The following is a 19,186-nucleotide window of genomic DNA, read 5'->3' on the forward strand; positions in this document are numbered from 1 at the left end:
TATGGAATTTTTAAACTTTTTGGGTGGAAACGGATTATTTCTAATTTTAGGAATCGTGCTTATTGTGATTTACTTTTATAATAAAAAGAAGAAACGTTAATCATCGTGTTTTTAACCAACCTGTAATACTCATTCTTTCTGTATTAACAGGTTTTACTTCGTGTTCAATTATTTGGCTTTCAAAAATAACCACACGTCCTGGAAATGGATAAATAACCTTTTCTTTTTCTTCTCCATTTTCATTTAAATATAATACCAATTCACCACCATTTTCTGGCAACCAACCATCTTCATTTAAGTAACACACAAACGATAATTTTCGTCTATCATCATTTTGAAACGTATCAATATGGCGTTTGTAAAAAGTTCCTGTTGGATATAAAGCATAATGAAATTCTTTATGTAAAATACCCAGAAAACATGTTTTATTTAAATAACCAACAAGGTTATTAATTTTACTAAAAAACAAATCTTCAGCTAAATTTGCTTGTAATTCATCTATCCATAAAATAACATCTCCTCTAATAGATTTTGCTATTACTTCATTAGTTCTATTGCCAATTGCTGCCTTCTTAAAAGCATCTTCTTCATGTTTATCGAGTAATGATTGCCTTAAAACCATAACTTCGTTTTCAGTAAAAAAACCTTCAACTATACTATACTGTTGAGATATAATATCTTCAATAATCTTTTCGTATAGAGGGTTTTCAACAAAGGTAATGTCTTCAAAAAGCTGATTCATAGTTTCATGTCTTATAAAAAGCGCGTAAAAGTAATCTAAAAACAAATTGCTTTTACAAAACGATTATCTTTGTAGTGAAAACAAAAACACAATGAGTAATATTAGAATTACAAAACAATTTTCTTTCGAAACAGGACATGCGCTTTATGGTTACGACGGAAAATGTAAAAATGTGCATGGACACAGCTATAAACTATCAGTAACAGTTATCGGAAAACCAATAGATAACACCTCAAATGTTAAACATGGAATGGTTATAGATTTTAGTGATCTAAAAAAAATTGTGAAAAACGAAATTGTAGATGTGTTCGACCATGCAACAGTTTTTAATAAAAACACTCCACATGTTGAGTTAGCAAAAGAGTTAGAAGACAGAGGTCATAATGTGCTTTTGGTAGATTATCAGCCAACTAGCGAAATGATGGTTATTGATTTTGCTGAAAAAATCAAGAAACATTTACCTCAACATATTACATTACACTCTTTAAAACTACAAGAAACCGAAACAAGTTTTGCTGAATGGTACTCAACAGATAATTAGATAGAAACATTTTCTATATTTACAATATGCAAATTCCAAAAGGAAAAAAAATATACTTCTCATCAGATAACCACCTTGGTGCTCCAACACTAGAAGCTTCGCTTCCGCGTGAAAAGAAATTTGTAGCCTGGCTTGATGAAGTAAAGCAAGATGCTGCAGCTATTTTTTTGCTTGGTGATTTGTTTGATTTTTGGATGGAATACAGAAAAGTGGTTCCTAAAGGGTTTACCAGAACTTTAGGTAAACTTGCCGAAATATCAGACTCAGGAATACCAATTTACTATTTTGTAGGTAATCACGATTTATGGATGAATGGCTATTTTGAAGAAGAACTTAATATTCCTGTTTACCATAAACCAAAAGAATTTACCTTTAATAATAAAAGCTTTTTTATAGGTCATGGAGATGGTTTAGGGCCAAATGACAAAGGTTATAAACGCATGAAAAAAGTGTTTACAAATCCTGTTTGTGTTTGGCTGTTTAGACGCTTAATTCATCCAGATTTTGGAATGCGTTTAGGGCATTATCTTTCTGTAAAAAACAAACTTATTTCTGGTGATGAAGATGCAAAGTTTCTTGGTGAAGATAATGAGTGGCTTGTACAATACTGCAAGAGAAAATTAGAAGATAAACACAGAGATTATTTTGTGTTTGGTCACAGACATTTACCTATGGAAATTAATCTAAATGAGACTTCAAAATACATCAATCTAGGCGATTGGATTTCTTATTACACTTATGGTGTTTTTGATGGAGAAAATTTTGAGTTGAAAAAGTATTAATCCTCTTTTTCATGGTCTTCTAACTCCTTCTGCAAGTCTAATTTTCTAAAAGAAGGCAATGCTATTCCTGTTGTAACCACTGTAATTAATGTCATTGTTCCTCCAAAAACAACTGCTGTTACTGTTCCCATTAGTTTGGCTGTTAGTCCACTTTCAAAAGCGCCTAACTCATTTGAAGACCCAACAAAAATAGAATTCACTGAAGCAACACGACCTCGCATATGGTCTGGTGTTTTAAGTTGTAAAATGGTTTGACGAATAACCATCGATACGCCATCTGTAACTCCACTAAAGAATAAGGCAACAACAGAAACCCAAAATATTGATGATAATCCAAATACGATAATACAAATTCCAAACCCAAAAATGGCTGCTAATAATTTCATACCAGCATTTTTACTAACTGGAATATAAGCAGTAATCCACATTGTAATAAATGCGCCAACAGCTGGAGCGGCTCTTAATATTCCAAAACCTTCAGAGCCTACTTTTAAAATGTCTTGTGCAAATATTGGCAATAAAGCCACTGCGCCTCCAAATAGAACAGCAATCATATCTAAAGTAATCGCTCCGAAAATCGCTTTTGTATTATAAACAAATTTTACACCTTCCTTTAAACTAGACCAGATTGGCTCTCCTATTTTTGGGTTAAGAATTGGTTTTTTAGAAATTCTGAATAAATTCAACAAAGCAATTATTGTAAAACCAACAACTAGGCACATCGACCAATGTACACCTATCCATGCAATAGATAATCCTGCAACTGCTGGACCAACAACCGAAGCTACTTGCCATGTAGAACTACTCCAAGTTGCGGCATTTGGGTATAGTTTTTTGGGTACAATTAAAGCAATTAATGAAAACACTGTTGGTCCAATAAAAGCTCTAACTAATCCGCCACAAAACACTAGAAAATAAATACTGTACAAAATGGCATTTGTAGACCAATCTCCTACAATTTTTGGCCACGTTAATAAAAACAATCCAAAACTAATGACAGAAAACCCTAGAATGCATTTAATGAGTAAACCTCGCTTTTCATTTTGATCTACAATATGTCCTGCAAAAAGGGCAATACCTACAGCTGGAATAATTTCCATTAGACCAATAAGGCCAAGTGACCAAGGGTCTTTGGTTATGGAGTAAACTTCCCACTCTATAATAACAAACTGCATAGACCATGCAAATACTAATGCAAATCTAACCAGTAAAAAAATATTGAACTCCTTAATTCGTAAGGCTGCGTAAGGATCTTTTTTTGCCATCTACTCTTTAATGTCTCTTAATTTTAGTTGTAAACTCACACTTCCGTTCCAATGATTTTCATCAATTGAATACACTGCTTTAAATGGTTTTCTATTGGAAATTATATCATACTTGTCTCCTAATCCAAATCCAATACAAACTGTTTTATCTGCTCCAGGTTGTGTAACTGTAATGCGTAAATGCTTATCGTCTTCACCAACACATTTACCATAACCTGTGTCTTTTAAATTTTCGGTCATAAAAATGGGAGTCATGTTTCCAGGACCAAAAGGCGCAAACTGGCGAATTATTCGCCATAATTTATCATTAACATGATGTAAATCTATATTTAAATCAACTTTTATTTCTGGAGTTAAAAGAGATTTATCAATTGTTTTAGAAACCTCATCTTCAAAAGCTTGTTTAAAAGCTTCATAGTTTTCTTCTTTAAGCGTTAATCCTGCAGCATATTTGTGACCTCCAAATTGCTCTATATGTTCACTACAAGACTCTAATGCGTTATAGACATCAAAACCTGAAACCGAACGTGCAGAAGCCGCTAATTTATCTCCACTTTTAGTAAATACTAATGTTGGTCTGTAATAGGTTTCGATTAATCTTGATGCCACAATACCTATCACTCCTTTATGCCAATCTTCATGATATACAACAGTTGTAAAACCTTCTTGTTCTTTGTTTTTTTCAATTTGAAGAAGCGCTTCTTCTGTAATACGTTGGTCTGCTTCTCTTCTATCTGTATTAAATTCTTCTATTTCTGCTGCATATTGTTGCGCTAAATCAAAATTCATTTCGGTTAATAATGTCACTGCGTAATTACCATGTTTCATTCGTCCAGCAGCATTAATTCTAGGAGCTACAATAAACACAACATCTGTAATATTTAGCTCTTCCTTTTTAACCTGATTGATAATAGCTTTTATTCCTGGTCTTGGACTTGAATTAATTACCTGTAAACCAAAATATGCTAATACTCGATTTTCCCCAGTAATAGGTACAATATCTGCTCCAATTGCTGTGGCAACTAAATCTAAATATTCAGCTAAATCTTCAACTGTTTTTCCTTCGTTTTGTGCTAATGCTTGTATCAATTTAAAACCAACTCCACAACCACATAATTCTTTATAAGGATACTCACAATCGTCGCGTTTTGGGTCTAAAACTGCTATTGCATTTGGCAGCTCACTTCCTGGTCTGTGATGATCGCAAATAATAAAATCGATATCTTTTTCTTTTGCATATGCAACTTTATCTATCGCTTTTACACCACAGTCTAACGCAATAATGAGTGAAAAATCGTTATCATGAGCAAAGTCTATACCTTTTATTGAAACACCATAACCTTCATCATAACGATCAGGAATATAAGTGGCAACCCTGTCTGTTCTGGTTTTTAAATAAGAAGACATTAATGCAACTGATGATGTGCCATCAACATCATAATCACCAAACACCAAAATATTTTCTCCTTTACTTAGCGCCTCTTCAATACGAGCAACAGCCTTATCCATGTCTTTCATCAAAAATGGATTATGTAAATCTTCTAAACTTGGTCTGAAAAAGGTTTTTGCATCTTCATAGGTTTCAATACCTCTTTGAATTAATAATGTTGCAACTACCTCATCTACTTGAAGAGCGTTTTGTAAATCTGCCACTTTGGTGGCTTCTGGTTTTGGTTTAAGCGTCCAACGCATTTAAATAAATTTTTGGCTATTTATTATGATAGTGAATTGAAGTTTTAACATTGGCAAACTTGCGGAACATTTCCATAACACCACAATATTTTTCTATAGATAAATCGACTGCCTTTTTTATTTTCGATTCATCTAAATCTTCACCATAAAAATGATATTCAACAGAAACTGTATGATAATATTTTGGATGCTCTTCAGTTAATTCGCCATAAGTATCCATTCTGAAATCAGAAATTTTCACTTTCATTTTATCTAAGATAGATACCACGTCTAATCCTGAACAACCAGCTAAAGACGCTAACATCATCGCTTTAGGAGATAACCCAGAACTGTGTCCTCCATGTTCTGGAGATGTGTCCATTAATACTGTTTTACCGTTAGGATTATCAGATTCAAATTGTAAATTTCCTTTCCAATGAGTTATAACTTTATGCGACATATCTGAAGTTTTTTTCGTTTATTGTTACTTCAAAAATACCATTAAAAAATAAAAATATGCCATTAGTAACACCATTATCTGCTGACCATGATTTAGAAACAAAAGAACTTGCAGAATTCTTTAATGAAACACTTGGGTTTTGTCCAAATTCAGTGTTAACAATGCAGCGTCGTCCAGCCATAAGTAAAGCATTTATTAACTTAAATAAAGCTGTAATGGCTAATGAAGGTAGAGTGACTTCGGCTTTAAAACGTATGATTGCTTGGGTTAGTAGCAACGCAACTGGCTGTAGATATTGCCAAGCACATGCTATTAGAGCAGCAGAACGTTATGGTGCTGAACAAGAACAGTTAGATAATATTTGGGAATACAGAACTCACCCTGCTTTTAATGATGCTGAACGTGCTGCTTTAGATTTTAGTTTAGCGGCAAGTATGGTGCCTAATGCTGTTGATGAACATATTAAAACCCGATTGTACGAGCATTGGAATGAAGGTGAAATTGTAGAAATGCTCGGTGTCATTTCTTTATTTGGCTACCTAAACCGATGGAATGATAGTATGGGAACTAGTATTGAAGAAGGCGCTGTTGAAAGCGGTAATCAATACTTAGGAAAACATGGTTGGGAAAAAGGAAAACATGTTTAAAAAAAACTACTTATGGCTAAATATTGCTTAAAAAATAACCTGCTGTGTTTAATTACTGTTTTTTTATTCGTTTTAAGTTGTAAAAAAGTTAAAGAAAAGAATGATACTTCGTTTACATTTATTGAAAGAGGATCGTATAAAATTAACTCCGCTAATGAACAAAATTTTTATTTTATTGACAGAAGCCTCATGGATGGTTATTATGTTGTTGGTAATGAATTAACAAAGTGGGAAGAATTTGATGTTGAAGAAGGCTTATTAAATGGTGATTATATTATTTTTCATCCTAATGGTGAAATATATACACATTCAAACTATATAAAAGGTAAGCTTAATGGTGAAGAAAAGGTTAATTATCTATCAGGAAAGTTAATGAAGTTAAAAACATACAAGAACGATGTTTTAGTTGGTAAAGTGGTCGAATATTATGAAAGTGGTCAGGTAAAATCTGAATCAAAAATTAAAGACGGTAAATCAATTGAGTCGGTATCTTATGACATTATTGGTAATGTTGAAAGCCAAATGTTTATAAAGGATGGATATACTTTTCATCAAAAAATATTAAAAGGCAAAGTGTTTTCAGAACAAATTTCATCTAACTATGATAATTTTGAAGCTATGAAATTTTATAATGAAGATGGCAGTTTAAAGGTGTTTTTGAGAATGCTAGAAGATGGTGACAAAAGCTATCTAATAGAGCTTGACGAAAATCGTAATGAAATAAAGCGAATAGATGTTAAGGCAAACCCAGAGCAAGCAATGGAATACGCTAAATATTTTATTGGACTTTAATTAAATATATACTGTTTATTAATTAGGTCAATTCTTTACATCTTATATAAATTTCTCTACTCTCTTCTGTAACTCTGGCAAAACCTCAGTATCAAACCATGGGTTTTTAGTCAACCAAAACCTATTTCTTGGTGAAGGATGTGGTAATGGTAAATATTTAGGCAAGTACGCTTTGTAATTGGCAACTGTCTCTGTTAGTGTTTTCTTTGCTTCTTTTTTTAAATAATAGTTTTGTGAATACATTCCTATTAAAATTACCAATTCTAAATTAGGCATTTGCTCTAAAAGCAAATTGTGCCATTGTGGTGCGCATTCTGGTCGTGGTGGTAAATCGCCTGTTTTTCCTTTTCCTGGATAACAAAAACCCATAGGCATTAATGCTATTTTAGTTTCGTCATAAAACACTTCATCTGTAACACCTAGCCATTTACGTAGTTGTTTTCCGCTAGGATCATCCCAAGGGATTCCTGTTTTGTGTACACTTGTTCCTGGTGCTTGGCCTATAATTATAATTTTAGCATTAGGATGAGCAGAAACAATAGGCCTTGGTCCTAATGGTAAATGCTTTTCGCAAATAGTACATTGGCTTATGTTATGAAGTAGTTCTTGCATTGAGTTTTCTTTAGATTCTGAATCAAGTTCAGAATGACAAATCACTTCTTACCACCAACACAAATAACAATCTCGCCTTTAGGTGGTTTGCTGGTATAATGTTCTAGCACTTCTTTTGCAGTACCTCTCACAGTTTCTTCGTAGAGTTTTGTTAGCTCTCTAGACACAGTAACCTGTCTGTTTTCTCCGAAGTATTCACAGAAATTAGATAATGTTTTTATAAGTTTGTGAGGGCTTTCGTAAAAAATAATAGTTCTAGTTTCTTCGGCTAATAATAGTAGTCGTGTTTGCCGACCTTTCTTAACAGGTAAAAATCCTTCGAAAACAAATTTATCATTTGGAAGTCCAGAATTAACTAAAGCAGGCACAAATGCAGTGGCTCCAGGAAGGCAATCGACCTCTATGTTGTTTTCAATACAAGCACGTGTTAGTAAAAACCCAGGATCGGAAATTGCTGGTGTTCCTGCATCGCTTATTAAAGCTACAGTTGTTCCGCTTTTTATTTTCTGAACTAAATTAGCTACCGTTTTATGCTCATTGTGCATATGATGTGATTGTGAAGGTGTGGCAATATCAAAATGCTTTAATAATTTACCTGATGTACGTGTGTCTTCAGCTAATATTAAATCAACTTCTTTTAAAACCTCTATGGCTCTAAAGGTTATGTCTTTTAAATTTCCAATAGGTGTTGGTACGATGTAGAGTTTCATTGAAAACAATATTTGTTATCAAATTTACAATCTTTATAGTATATTAACGCAACCTTTTTTACTATTAAGTGTCTTATGTAAAAGCCTGTTATGATTAAAAAGAAAATTACTCTCTTACTATTGTTTCTTAATTTTTTAGCCATTACAGCTCAAACAACCGATTTGGCTATTGTGGTAGAGGCAAAAAACAGTAGTGGAGCAGATATTTCTCAGGTACATATATATCAAGAATACCAATACCTTGTGACCATTATCAATTCAGGGAATTCTGTAGCTAATGCAACTTTTTCTCAAACTATAAATCAAAATGTTACCGTTTTATCTACTGTTTCACAAAATAACATAGGCGGAGCTTCACCTGTAACTGGATTTAATTTAATTAATAATACTCTTACTGGAACAGTAGCTAGTCTTCCCAGTAACTCGAGTGTAGAGATAAAAATTTCTGTTGTCGCTCCAATAAATATTGGAGGAATCGCTACGTCTGCAACCGTTTTTTCTCCAGAAGGCACCCAAGATATTAACCCATCTAATAATCAATCTATAATTTCTATTGATGTTGTAGATGTAGATATTGATTTTACTGTAACCCATTCGCAAGTTACTCCTCCAGAAGGCACAGGTATTTCAATGTGGAATGACTCTGTAGCCTATGAGTTTACAATTACTAATAATAGCAGTATTAATTATCCTTTAAGTGCTTTTTCTGGTGTTTTTCAATTAAGCTCTTTATTAGACTATGGACGACCTGTAGTGCAACAAACTTCCATTGAATGTTTAGGAGGCACAAATGGTTCGAGTTGCCCAGATTTAAATGGTGTTTCTTCAAATCCCACAATTATTAGTTCAGTACAAACGGTTTTTACTTTTGGTAACCCAATTGAATTTACCTCTGGAGGTTCTTTAACTTTTAGAGTGGTATATCAATTTTTAGAGCCTCTTTGTGCACTTGAACAACAACCAATATCTGTAAACAATTACATTAAACTAACTTTAAACCATTCTAATATATCTTCAAATAATTCTAATTTAGTTGCTACGGACTTATTGATTGCTGATTTATGTCAACTAACTGACATTTGTATAGAGACACTTCAAATAGATCCAAGCACATCAACTTTAGTGGATTGGGAGGAAGAAGTAACTTTTAGAACAACTGTTTGTAATAATGGACCACTTCCAGCTCCAATTAGATTCTTTTTACAGAATCTTTCTGTAAATATTGAATGGGAAATTGTATCACTAACGTGCATAAACACTACTGGACTTATAACCTGTAATGATTTTACGTTAACAGAACAAAATACTTTTTGGACAAGTAATGAATTTATTATGCCTGTTGGGGCAACTATTACAATAGAAACTGTTGTGATTTTTTATGAGCCTGAATGTTCAACTAGTACAACAAATTCTTCGGCTCACATAAGAAGCGGAACTAACGTATTAGATTCGCAAATTATTGATACTAATATAGCAAATAGTGCAGAGAGTGATTATGTTATTTTACCTCCTGCTCCAACTTGTGCTTCGTCAGATTTGCAAATAACAAAAACCCAAACCATCCCTACTTTACCAGAAGGAGATTCTGCTACAAATACAACAGATTGGGGAAGTGTTACATATGAGATTATAGTAACTAATCCTAGTGACTCAGATACATTTATTGAAGTTTCTGATTATATGCCACTAAATGCTAATCAATTTGTTACAGGTACGTTATTGTCTGTTAACTGTATTTCTACAACAGGAACAGCCACTTGTGGCGAAATTGAGCATACTAACATAGGTGTTCCTTTAGATGGTGTACCACAAGATGGAGTGCTTGATGTTTTTTGGGAAATCTTACCAGAAGATAATTGGGCTTTACCTGCACAAAGTTCAATTACTTTTGAGGTTGTTATTGATTGGGCACCAGAATGTACAACAGGAAATATTGCTGCTACTAATTCAGCTTCTGTTAATCATGTTGGTAGTGTGATTGATAATAATAATTCTAATAATATTGCTTCTGTTGTTACCTATTTTGCACCATGTGTAGATTTGATTGTACAAACATTCCCTCAATTTACTCAAGTTAACACAAACCAAAATTTTGACTGGATAGTTGATATAACAAATAGTACAACTAGCTCGAATGCTGTTGATATTTATTTCGAAGATGTTTTAAGTTCTGTATTTACTATTACTGGCACACCAACTTGCCAAATAACTTCTGGTACAGCTATATGTATTTCAAGTTTTAATATTAATGGAAATATTATAAGCGGAACAATCCCAAATATGGAAGCTGGTTCAACCGTTAGAATAAGAATTCCTGTAACTTCGCCTGTTTTTGGAGGCGCATTTAGTAATACTGCTGAAGCTACGCCTAGTGAAACAGATAATGAAGAGTTAACACCAGAAACTAACATTTCTATTAGCAACGTTCAAGTAATTGCTCCTACACTAATAAAGAGCTTCAATCCTATTGAGATTGTTGTTGGGCAGACTAGTACTCTTACTTTTACAATTACTAACATATCATCCAATCCATCACAGAATAATATAAGTTTTACTGATAATTTGCCTTTTGGTTTAATACTTGTTGATAGTCCTGTTTGGGTGAGTGCTAATGGATGCACAGCTACATTTTTAGGAGCTGTTGGCGACCCCTTTGTTGGAGTAAGTAATTTAACATTCCCTAACGGTGTGTCGAGCTGTGCATTTTCTGTCATTGTAACATCAAATACAGAAGGTGTTTTCTTAAATGATAATGAAAATTTCAGTAATCAAAATAATATAGATACTTCTCAGGCTAATGCAACATTAACTGTTTTAGAAGACACATCTAATGTCGATATTGAAGTTCTTAAAAATGTTTTTCCTGAAGAAGTTTCAATAGGAGATGAAGTAGCGTTTACAATAACCATCACAAATATTGGAACGACCACTGCAACACAAATTAACATTTTAGAAAGCTTGCCAAGTGGTTATCAATATATTTCATCATCAAGTAGTATTGGAACTTTTAATTACACAACATCTGTTTGGAGTGTTGATCTATTAACTCCAAATGAAAGTGTAGCTTTAACCATTATTGCTCAGGTAATCTCATCTAATGACTTACTAAATATTGCTCAATTACAAAACTTAAATGAGATAGACAGAGATGACTCCAATAATGAAGATTCTGCTGAAGTAACAATCAATAATTGCCTTGAAATTCAAGAAGGTGTTTCTCCAAACACAGATGGTTATAACGACTTTTTAATAATTCCTTGTATTGAAGATTATCCGAATCATATTATAAAAATATACAATAGATTAGGGGTTCAGATATATGAAAGTGATGATTACAAAAACAATTGGGACGGAAAATCTAATATGGGATTCCCACAAGCCTCAGAATTATTACCTGTTGGAACTTATTATTATATTTTAGAAATTGAAGGCTTACCTAAACCTATAATGGGTTGGGTTTATTTAAATTATTAATTAAACTTGCTTTCTATAATTTCCATAAAACGCTCTTCAATCTCTTCTTTACCTTTCCAACTATTATAATCCTGCTTAACTATATTTTGAATTAAGTTGTGAGCCTCATCAAAAGAACTTGAGGTAATAATTTGTGATAGAACTCGCTCATAATCTTCGCTATTACCATCAAAAAGATGTTTTATAAACGCAATTTTATCATTTAACCCTATAGAAATTCCACCATTTTTTAATTTATCATTTAACGACTTTTTAGTGTTCTCTTTGGTTGTGTTTTGAGTATTGGTAACCGGCTCAAAAACTGGCATGTCTTTAAAATCTGCTGTTAATAAATCTAAATCGTGTTTATGGTTTTTACTTCCAGTTACGGCTTCTTCAATTATTGTGTCTACTTCATGTGTTTCTTGAGGCATTTGAGCAACAATATCTTTAATCTTTTCCATAACTGGCTCCATAATACCATCGTCTTCAACCTCATCAAGGTTAATATAAATCTTGTCTTCTCGTTCTATATTATCACTTATTTTATTGTTGAAAGCCACATCTAACATTTCGAAAAATGACGAATCACTACCTATTGTTGGTAATGCTTGATCTAAATTTTCGTTAGCAAATTTTAAAACGCTCAACTTTTCATAAAGTAATGTTACTTCAGCATGCATTTTTAACACATCTTCTTTCCCTTTCAACTTTAGAATCCTGTGTGCAATACTCATTAATTCTGATTCCAATTTCTTCTTCATAACTTTTTTATCTTTAATCTGATTTATGCTTTTGATTTTTAATAAATTTACGCCACCTTTATGCAAACGAAAGTTTGCTTTGTTTTAGTGTTAAAATTACAAAATGTTTCTTGAAAATACAGTAAATCCTAAAGAACAATTTGGGTGGATTGAAGTTATTTGCGGTTCTATGTTCTCTGGTAAGACAGAAGAATTGATTAGACGATTAAAACGTGCGCAGTTTGCAAAACAAAAAGTAGAGATTTTTAAACCTGCTGTTGATGTACGATATGATGACGAAATGGTTGTTTCGCATGATGCAAATGAAATTAGATCTACACCTGTTCCTGCAGCAGCTAATATCCCAATTTTAGCAGATGGTTGTGACGTTGTAGGTATTGACGAAGCTCAATTTTTTGATGACGAAATTGTACGTGTTTGTAATGATTTAGCAAATAAAGGTATACGTGTTATTGTAGCTGGACTGGATATGGACTTTAAAGGCAATCCATTTGGCCCAATGCCACATTTAATGGCAACAGCTGAATATGTAACTAAAGTGCATGCGGTTTGTACAAGAACAGGAAATTTAGCGCAATATAGTTACCGAAAAGCAAAAAGTGATGCCTTAGTATTACTTGGTGAGGTTGACGAATATGAGCCATTAAGCAGAGCTGCTTTTTATAAAGCTATGCTTCGTGATAAGGTGAGAAACATGAGTGTAAATGATCCTGAAGTTGTGATTACAAAACCCGATAATTCAAATGCCTAAAGCGCAAGAAACCATCCTCGAAATTGATTTAAAAGCCTTAAAGCATAATTTTGAGTATCTAAAATCTAAACTTAAATCCAACACTAAATTTCTAGCAGTAGTTAAAGCATTTGCGTATGGTAATGAAGCAAATGAAATAGCAAGTTACTTACAAGATTTAGATGTTGATTATTTTGCAGTCGCCTATACCAGTGAAGGCATTGCTTTAAGAGATGCTGGTATTACAAAACCTATTTTAGTGCTACATCCACTTCCTATAAGTTTTAAGCTTTTAATTGAGCGTTGTTTAGAACCGAGTTTATATAACGAAAAAGTTTTAAATGAATTTATTGAAGTTGCTAAAACAGAAAAACAAACTAATTACCCAATACATCTTAAATTCAATACAGGTTTAAACCGATTAGGTTTTTCTGAAAACGATATAGTTGCCATTCATTCTAAATTAAGTAAATCATCAGCTGTAAAAATAAAATCTATATTTTCTCATTTAGCAGCAAGTGAAGATTTAAATGAAGATAATTATACAAAAGGGCAAATTTCATCATTCAAAAATATAACAGAAAAATTTGTTGCCATTTTTGGATACAAGCCATTATTACATTTATGCAATACTTCTGGCATTTTAAATTATCCAGAAGCACATTTAGATATGGTTAGAAGCGGAATTGGCTTATATGGTTTTGGTAATTCTGATAAAGAGAATAAAAACTTTAAACCTATTGCTTCATTAAAATCTGTTATTTCTCAAATTCATCATATTAGTAAAGGAGAAACTGTTGGTTATAATAGGGCTTTTAAAAGTGAGGCATCACAAAAAACAGCAACACTCCCTATTGGTCATGCAGATGGAATTGGAAGACAGTATGGAAACGGAAAGGGCTATGTAATTATTAACAATCAAAAAGCACCAATTGTTGGTAATGTGTGTATGGATATGATTATGGTAAATGTTACTGGTATAGATTGTAAAGAAGGTGATGAAGTAATTATCTTTGATGCAAATCATACAGCAAACAACTTGGCTCAAAGTGCAAATACAATTTCTTACGAGCTTATTACATCTATTTCTCAACGTGTAAAACGTATTATATTAAAATAATTCCTTTAGGCTTTTTTTAACATTTATATATTTTTCTTACATTAGAGCCTAATAACTAACTTAATACAATTATTATGCTAAAAGAGTTTAAAGATTTTGCAATGAAAGGCAATTTAATCGATATTGCTGTTGCTTTTGTAATGGGTGCTGCTTTTAATAAAGTTGTCACTTCATTTACCGCTGGAATTGTTTCGCCTTTAATTGGGCTGATTTTCAAATCAGATTTCAACGATTTAAAATATGTAATTACACCTGGTACAGCTGACGAAGCAGGAAATGTAACTGGAGAAATTGCTGTTCTTTACGGAAGTTTTTTAACCAGTTTAATAGACTTTATTATTGTTGCTTTTGTAATGTTTATGATTATAAAAGCGGTTAACAAAACAAAGAAAAAAGAAGAACCCGCTCCACCAGCAGGACCATCTGATAATGATTTATTAAAAGAAATCAGAGACGCATTAAAAAAATAATCGCTACATACATATTCTAACTAAACCCAATTCTAACGAATTGGGTTCTTTTTTGGCTAAATTTTAAAGATTTTGTACTAATTATTTGGTTATTTTTGTGCTTAAATAAAATTCAATACTAATGAAAATAGCAGTTGTTGGTGCCACAGGTATGGTTGGCGAAGTGATGTTAAAAGTCTTGGAAGAACGTAGTTTTCCATTTACTGAATTAATACTAGTTGCGTCTGAAAAATCTATCGGAAAAATAATTTCTTTTAAAAACAAAGACTATAAAGTTATTGGTCTTGCCGAAGCTGTTGCTTTAAAACCAGATGTTGCTCTTTTTTCAGCTGGTGGAAATACGTCGTTAGAATGGGCTCCAAAATTTGCTGCAGTTGGCACAACAGTTATCGATAACTCTTCTGCTTGGAGAATGGATTTAGATAAGAAATTAGTTGTTCCAGAGATTAATGCCAATCAACTTACAAAACAAGACAAAATAATTGCTAACCCAAACTGTTCAACTATACAAATGGTTATGGTTTTGGCTCCTCTTCATAAAAAATATAAAATAAAGCGAATAGTCGTTTCTACATATCAGTCTATTACTGGAACAGGCTTAAAGGCTGTTAAACAGTTAGAAAACGAACTTGCAGGTGTAAAAGGTGAAATGGCATATCATTATCCTATTCATAAAAACGCCATTCCACATTGCGACGTTTTTGAAGAAAATGGATACACAAAAGAAGAAATGAAACTCGTAAGGGAAACTCAAAAAATACTTAACGATAAAACAATTGCTGTAACTGCTACAGCTGTTCGTATTCCAACTTCTGGAGGTCACAGTGAAGCTGTAAATGTAGAGTTTGAAAACGATTTTGATATCAACGATGTGCGTCAGTTGTTAAGTAAAACTGACGGTGTAACTGTACAAGATAATATTGATGTTAATACATATCCAATGCCAATATATGCTAATGGTAAAGACGATGTATTTGTGGGTAGAATTAGAAGAGATGGTTCTCAGCCCAAATCATTAAATTTATGGATTGTGAGTGATAATCTACGTAAAGGAGCTGCAACAAACACTATTCAGATAGCAGAATACCTTCTATCAAATAGCCTTATTTAAGATTGCTTTTGTTAATTTTTTCATCTCGACAGTAAAAAAGTGTAATACAACTAATTAATTGATTAGTAAGTATCCAATTAGCTAAATTAGTAGTCCAAATTTTACTGTAAATGTCTAAAAATTACAATAATATCACTTTTCTGCTAGTGTTATCTTTGCTCTTTATTTCTTGTGCTAAAGACGATGCTTACGTTCCTATTGAGCCTGAGCAAGAATCTCCAGTGGTTTTTGACATTGCTCAAGTGCCATATCAAACCCTATCGGAATACAATTTTTTTGATGGAGAAATGAAGAATTTGTCTCCTGTTTATGGTGTTTTACCTTACGACTTAATAACGCCTTTGTTTTCTGATTACGCTCACAAAAAAAGATTTATTTGGATGCCTACAGGAGTAAGCGCAAGCTATATTAATGATTATTCTATTTTAGACTTCCCAATTGGCACAGTGCTTATAAAGAACTTTTACTACGAAAATGTTTTACCTTCAAATGAGGCTAAAATATTAGAAACAAGGTTACAAATTAAAAAAGAAGAGGGCTGGGTGTTTGCTAATTATAAATGGAATGACGATCAAACTCAAGCGTCTTTTGATTTGGCTGGTAGTTATGTTCCATTAAATTTTATTGAAAACAACCAACAAAGAAGTGTTAACTATTATGTGCCTTCAGGCCCACAATGTTTAACGTGCCATAAGTCTGATAACGATGTAGCTCAGCCAATAGGTGTTAAACCTCAAAATTTGAATATGGCGTTTAGTTACACTGATGGTAATTTTAATCAACTTCAAAAATGGAAAGAAGTGGGTTATTTGTCTGGAAATATCCCAACAAACATTCAAACAGTGGTTAAATGGGACGACGTGTCACAACCTTTAGGTTTAAGAGTTCGTTCTTATTTAGATATTAACTGTGCTCATTGTCATGAAGACAACAGGCATTGCGATTACAGGCCTATAAGATTTGCTTTTAACAAAACATCAAACCTTACAAATTTAGGTGTATGTGTTGAGGCGCATGAAATTTTTGACCCTTCGTTAACTTACATAGTCAATCCAGGAAATGCTGAAAGATCAATTTTGGCTGTAAGAATAAATTCGGTTGAAGAATCATTAAGAATGCCTCTTTTAGCAAGAACTCTAAAACATGATGAAGGTGCCCAGCTAATAGAACAATGGATAAACTCATTAACAACAATATGTCAATAATATTATTTTATATTTTTTAATTATGAAAAAACTATTACTTTTTTTAACAATGTGTTTAACTACACTCTCATTAAGTGCTCAAAGTTATAATTCCTGTAATGAAGCTCTTGGTTCTTCGACCGCCTCGGCTGGCACTTACTCAGTTGCAACAATAAATGGTGCAGTTCCTAGTGGTTTTTGTTTTGGTGATGGCGCAAATGTTACTGCTGCAGAATGGATAAAATATGTCCCAACAGATGATTTCTCAGTAACTGTGAGTTCAGATTTAGCGGTTAATGGAGATAAAGATACACGATTACATATTTTTAAAGGACAGTGTGGTTCATTGATATGTGTTGCTGGCGATGATGATTCTGGGGTTTTAACTGGTACAAATAGTAGCTCTTATTTATCAATTGCAACTTTTGATGCTGAATTGGGTGAGACCTATTATATTGTTTGGGATAATAAATGGACGAATAGCAGTAATTTTGATTTTACAATTTCAGAAACTCCAACAACACCTCCTCCTCCAGTACCTTCTGTGACTTTTACATCTCAAAACTTTCCTGGTGCTACTGGAACTTACGATAGGGCTTTAGTAGATATGAATGGAGATTATTTAGACGATGTTGTTTCTATTAGTTCAACTACTATAAATATTAATTATCAAATAGCGACAGGTGGTTTTAATACAGTAAATATTACTACAACATCTGCTGACTTTTTACCTTCATGGAGCTTAGCTGCTGGTGACTATGATGCTAATGGTTATACTGATTTACTATATGGAGCTGGTAATGGTGTTACTTTTATGAAGGCAAATAATGATGGAACTGCTTTTACAGAGATTTCTGGACCTGAAAATGTGTTTTCTCAACGTTCAAATTTTGTTGATATTAATAATGATGGTTTTTTAGATGCATTTGTATGTCATGATGTAGCTCCAAGTGTTTCTTACATAAATGATGGATCAAATAATCTTGTGTTTAACAACACTAATGGATTAGGTAACTATCCTTCTGGAGGAAATTATGCCTCAGTATGGATAGACTTTGATAATGATAGAGATATTGATATGTTTATGGCAAAGTGCGGAGGTAGTGAAGCTCGAAGAACAAATCAAATGTTCAGAAATAATGGTGATGGTACCTTTACAGATATAGGCCCATCTTGTAATCTTGCTGATATTATACAAACATGGTCTGCTGCTTGGGGAGATTTTGATAATGATGGCGATATGGATGCGTATGTTGGCTCAAGTACTGGGTATGATCATAAATTAATGAGAAACAATGGCGATAATACATTTACTGATGTCACAACTGGCTCTGGTGTTAGTACTGCAAAAATAGGTCACGAAAATGTTCCTGGTGATTTTGATAATGATGGTAAGCTAGATATTTATTCTAATGGGTCAATTTTATTTGGAAATGGCGATATGACATTTAATGTTTTTAACTCACTAACCATTCCATCAACAGGCGCTATTGGAGATATAAATAATGATGGTTTCCTAGATATGTTTAATGGAAATGTTTACTACAACAATGCAAATGCAAACCATTGGATAAAAATTGTAACTATTGGCCAAACTGGTACTGGATTTTCAAATATAAACGGTATTGGTGCTCGTGTTGAAATTAATACTGCTAACGGAACTCAAATTAGAGATGTAAGAAGTGGAGAGGGTTTTAGATATATGCATTCACTAAACACTCATTTTGGTATTGGCACCGAAACTTCTATTAATTATGTTAGAGTTTACTGGCCATCTGGTTTAGTGGAAACTATTAATAATCCTTCAATAGATGCAATGCTTGTAGTAAACGAGTCTAATGCAACATTAAGTACTCAAGATAATTTTGTTAACGATTTAATCTTATACCCAAATCCAACTAAAAGTGTTTTAAACCTTAATACATTAGATAATTTACAAGATGCTATTTATACTGTTTTTGATATTAGTGGAAAACGTGTCTTAAATGCAAGATTAGATTCTAATATTATTGATGTATCTAACTTAAATGCTGGACAATATATTTTACGCATAATGTCTGATGGTTCGATTAAAAATCAAAAATTCATCAAGCAATAAGAAAAGTTTATTTATAATTAAAATTCGCTCATAA

At 32.8% G+C, this 19,186-nt stretch carries 18 protein-coding genes; 11 read left to right on the plus strand and 7 right to left on the minus strand.

Annotated elements, in window-relative coordinates; genetic code table 11:
* Positions 1-100: 100 nt before the first annotated feature.
* On the minus strand, positions 101-742 hold the full coding sequence (locus tag IEW41_RS10940) for a 2OG-Fe(II) oxygenase (RefSeq protein ID WP_188606402.1): 642 nt from the start codon (positions 740-742) through the stop codon (positions 101-103).
* A gap of 91 nt (positions 743-833) precedes the next feature.
* On the opposite strand from IEW41_RS10940, the gene IEW41_RS10945 reads away from it, so the two are divergent.
* Positions 834-1,283, plus strand: a complete 450-nt coding sequence (locus IEW41_RS10945; RefSeq protein WP_188606403.1) for a 6-pyruvoyl trahydropterin synthase family protein — start codon at positions 834-836, stop codon at positions 1,281-1,283.
* 26 nt (positions 1,284-1,309) lie between these two features.
* Positions 1,310-2,065 (plus strand): UDP-2,3-diacylglucosamine diphosphatase, encoded by a 756-nt coding sequence (locus tag IEW41_RS10950; protein WP_188606404.1) that lies wholly within the window; start codon positions 1,310-1,312, stop codon positions 2,063-2,065.
* Here the strand turns inward: IEW41_RS10950 and IEW41_RS10955 are convergent.
* Genes IEW41_RS10955 through IEW41_RS10965 form a run of 3 tightly spaced genes read right to left on the minus strand, consistent with a single transcriptional unit; the run spans position 2,062 to position 5,461 of the window.
* Complete coding sequence (locus tag IEW41_RS10955) at positions 2,062-3,330, minus strand: MFS transporter (RefSeq protein WP_188606405.1); 1,269 nt, start codon at positions 3,328-3,330, stop codon at positions 2,062-2,064. The two genes, IEW41_RS10950 and IEW41_RS10955, sit on opposite strands and share 4 nt — an antisense overlap.
* Complete coding sequence (gene recJ / locus IEW41_RS10960) at positions 3,331-5,022, minus strand: single-stranded-DNA-specific exonuclease RecJ (RefSeq protein WP_188606406.1); 1,692 nt, start codon at positions 5,020-5,022, stop codon at positions 3,331-3,333.
* Between the two features lie 16 nt (positions 5,023-5,038).
* Complete coding sequence (locus IEW41_RS10965) at positions 5,039-5,461, minus strand: OsmC family protein (RefSeq protein WP_188606407.1); 423 nt, start codon at positions 5,459-5,461, stop codon at positions 5,039-5,041.
* 56 nt (positions 5,462-5,517) lie between these two features.
* On the opposite strand from IEW41_RS10965, the gene IEW41_RS10970 reads away from it, so the two are divergent.
* Together IEW41_RS10970 and IEW41_RS10975 are read left to right on the plus strand one after the other, a co-directional pair.
* Positions 5,518-6,108 carry a carboxymuconolactone decarboxylase family protein gene (locus IEW41_RS10970; protein WP_188606408.1) on the plus strand — a complete coding sequence of 197 codons (591 nt, stop codon included), beginning with the start codon at positions 5,518-5,520 and terminating at the stop codon, positions 6,106-6,108.
* 12 nt (positions 6,109-6,120) lie between these two features.
* Positions 6,121-6,900 carry a toxin-antitoxin system YwqK family antitoxin gene (locus IEW41_RS10975; RefSeq protein ID WP_188606409.1) on the plus strand — a complete coding sequence of 260 codons (780 nt, stop codon included), beginning with the start codon at positions 6,121-6,123 and terminating at the stop codon, positions 6,898-6,900.
* A 42-nt stretch (positions 6,901-6,942) separates the two neighbouring features.
* Here the strand turns inward: IEW41_RS10975 and IEW41_RS10980 are convergent, their stop codons facing one another.
* Both IEW41_RS10980 and rsmI read right to left on the minus strand, forming a co-directional pair.
* Entirely contained in the window at positions 6,943-7,512 is a 570-nt protein-coding gene (locus tag IEW41_RS10980) for a uracil-DNA glycosylase family protein (RefSeq protein ID WP_188606410.1), read from the minus strand.
* A gap of 41 nt (positions 7,513-7,553) precedes the next feature.
* Positions 7,554-8,222, minus strand: coding sequence for a 16S rRNA (cytidine(1402)-2'-O)-methyltransferase (gene rsmI / locus IEW41_RS10985; protein ID WP_188606411.1), 669 nt, complete (start codon positions 8,220-8,222; stop codon positions 7,554-7,556).
* A 90-nt stretch (positions 8,223-8,312) separates the two neighbouring features.
* Between rsmI and IEW41_RS10990 the strand changes: the two genes are divergently transcribed.
* Positions 8,313-11,696 (plus strand): DUF7933 domain-containing protein, encoded by a 3,384-nt coding sequence (locus IEW41_RS10990; RefSeq protein ID WP_188606412.1) that lies wholly within the window; start codon positions 8,313-8,315, stop codon positions 11,694-11,696.
* Here IEW41_RS10990 and IEW41_RS10995 read toward each other — a convergent pair.
* Positions 11,693-12,439, minus strand: coding sequence for a DUF8457 domain-containing protein (locus tag IEW41_RS10995; RefSeq protein ID WP_188606413.1), 747 nt, complete (start codon positions 12,437-12,439; stop codon positions 11,693-11,695). The two genes, IEW41_RS10990 and IEW41_RS10995, sit on opposite strands and share 4 nt — an antisense overlap.
* 103 nt (positions 12,440-12,542) lie before the next feature.
* On the opposite strand from IEW41_RS10995, the gene IEW41_RS11000 reads away from it, so the two are divergent.
* The 6 genes from IEW41_RS11000 (at position 12,543) to IEW41_RS11025 (ending at position 19,152) form a co-directional block, all read left to right on the plus strand.
* Positions 12,543-13,190: a thymidine kinase gene (locus tag IEW41_RS11000; protein WP_188606414.1), complete on the plus strand. Its 648-nt coding sequence runs from the start codon at positions 12,543-12,545 to the stop codon at positions 13,188-13,190.
* On the plus strand, positions 13,183-14,289 hold the full coding sequence (gene alr, locus IEW41_RS11005) for an alanine racemase (protein WP_188606415.1): 1,107 nt from the start codon (positions 13,183-13,185) through the stop codon (positions 14,287-14,289). Before IEW41_RS11000 ends, alr begins: the two co-directional genes overlap by 8 nt.
* A gap of 74 nt (positions 14,290-14,363) precedes the next feature.
* Positions 14,364-14,759, plus strand: coding sequence for a large conductance mechanosensitive channel protein MscL (gene mscL / locus IEW41_RS11010; RefSeq protein ID WP_188606416.1), 396 nt, complete (start codon positions 14,364-14,366; stop codon positions 14,757-14,759).
* Positions 14,760-14,880: 121 nt separating this feature from the next.
* Complete coding sequence (locus IEW41_RS11015; protein WP_188606417.1) at positions 14,881-15,870, plus strand: aspartate-semialdehyde dehydrogenase; 990 nt, start codon at positions 14,881-14,883, stop codon at positions 15,868-15,870.
* Positions 15,871-15,980: 110 nt separating this feature from the next.
* Entirely contained in the window at positions 15,981-17,075 is a 1,095-nt protein-coding gene (locus IEW41_RS11020; RefSeq protein WP_188606418.1) for a hypothetical protein, read from the plus strand.
* 22 nt (positions 17,076-17,097) lie between these two features.
* Positions 17,098-19,152, plus strand: coding sequence for an FG-GAP-like repeat-containing protein (locus tag IEW41_RS11025; protein WP_188606419.1), 2,055 nt, complete (start codon positions 17,098-17,100; stop codon positions 19,150-19,152).
* The last annotated feature ends 34 nt before the right edge of the window (positions 19,153-19,186 follow it).

The organism is Aquaticitalea lipolytica (assembly GCF_014641635.1).
Taxonomy (GTDB): Bacteria; Bacteroidota; Bacteroidia; order Flavobacteriales; family Flavobacteriaceae; genus Aquaticitalea; species Aquaticitalea lipolytica.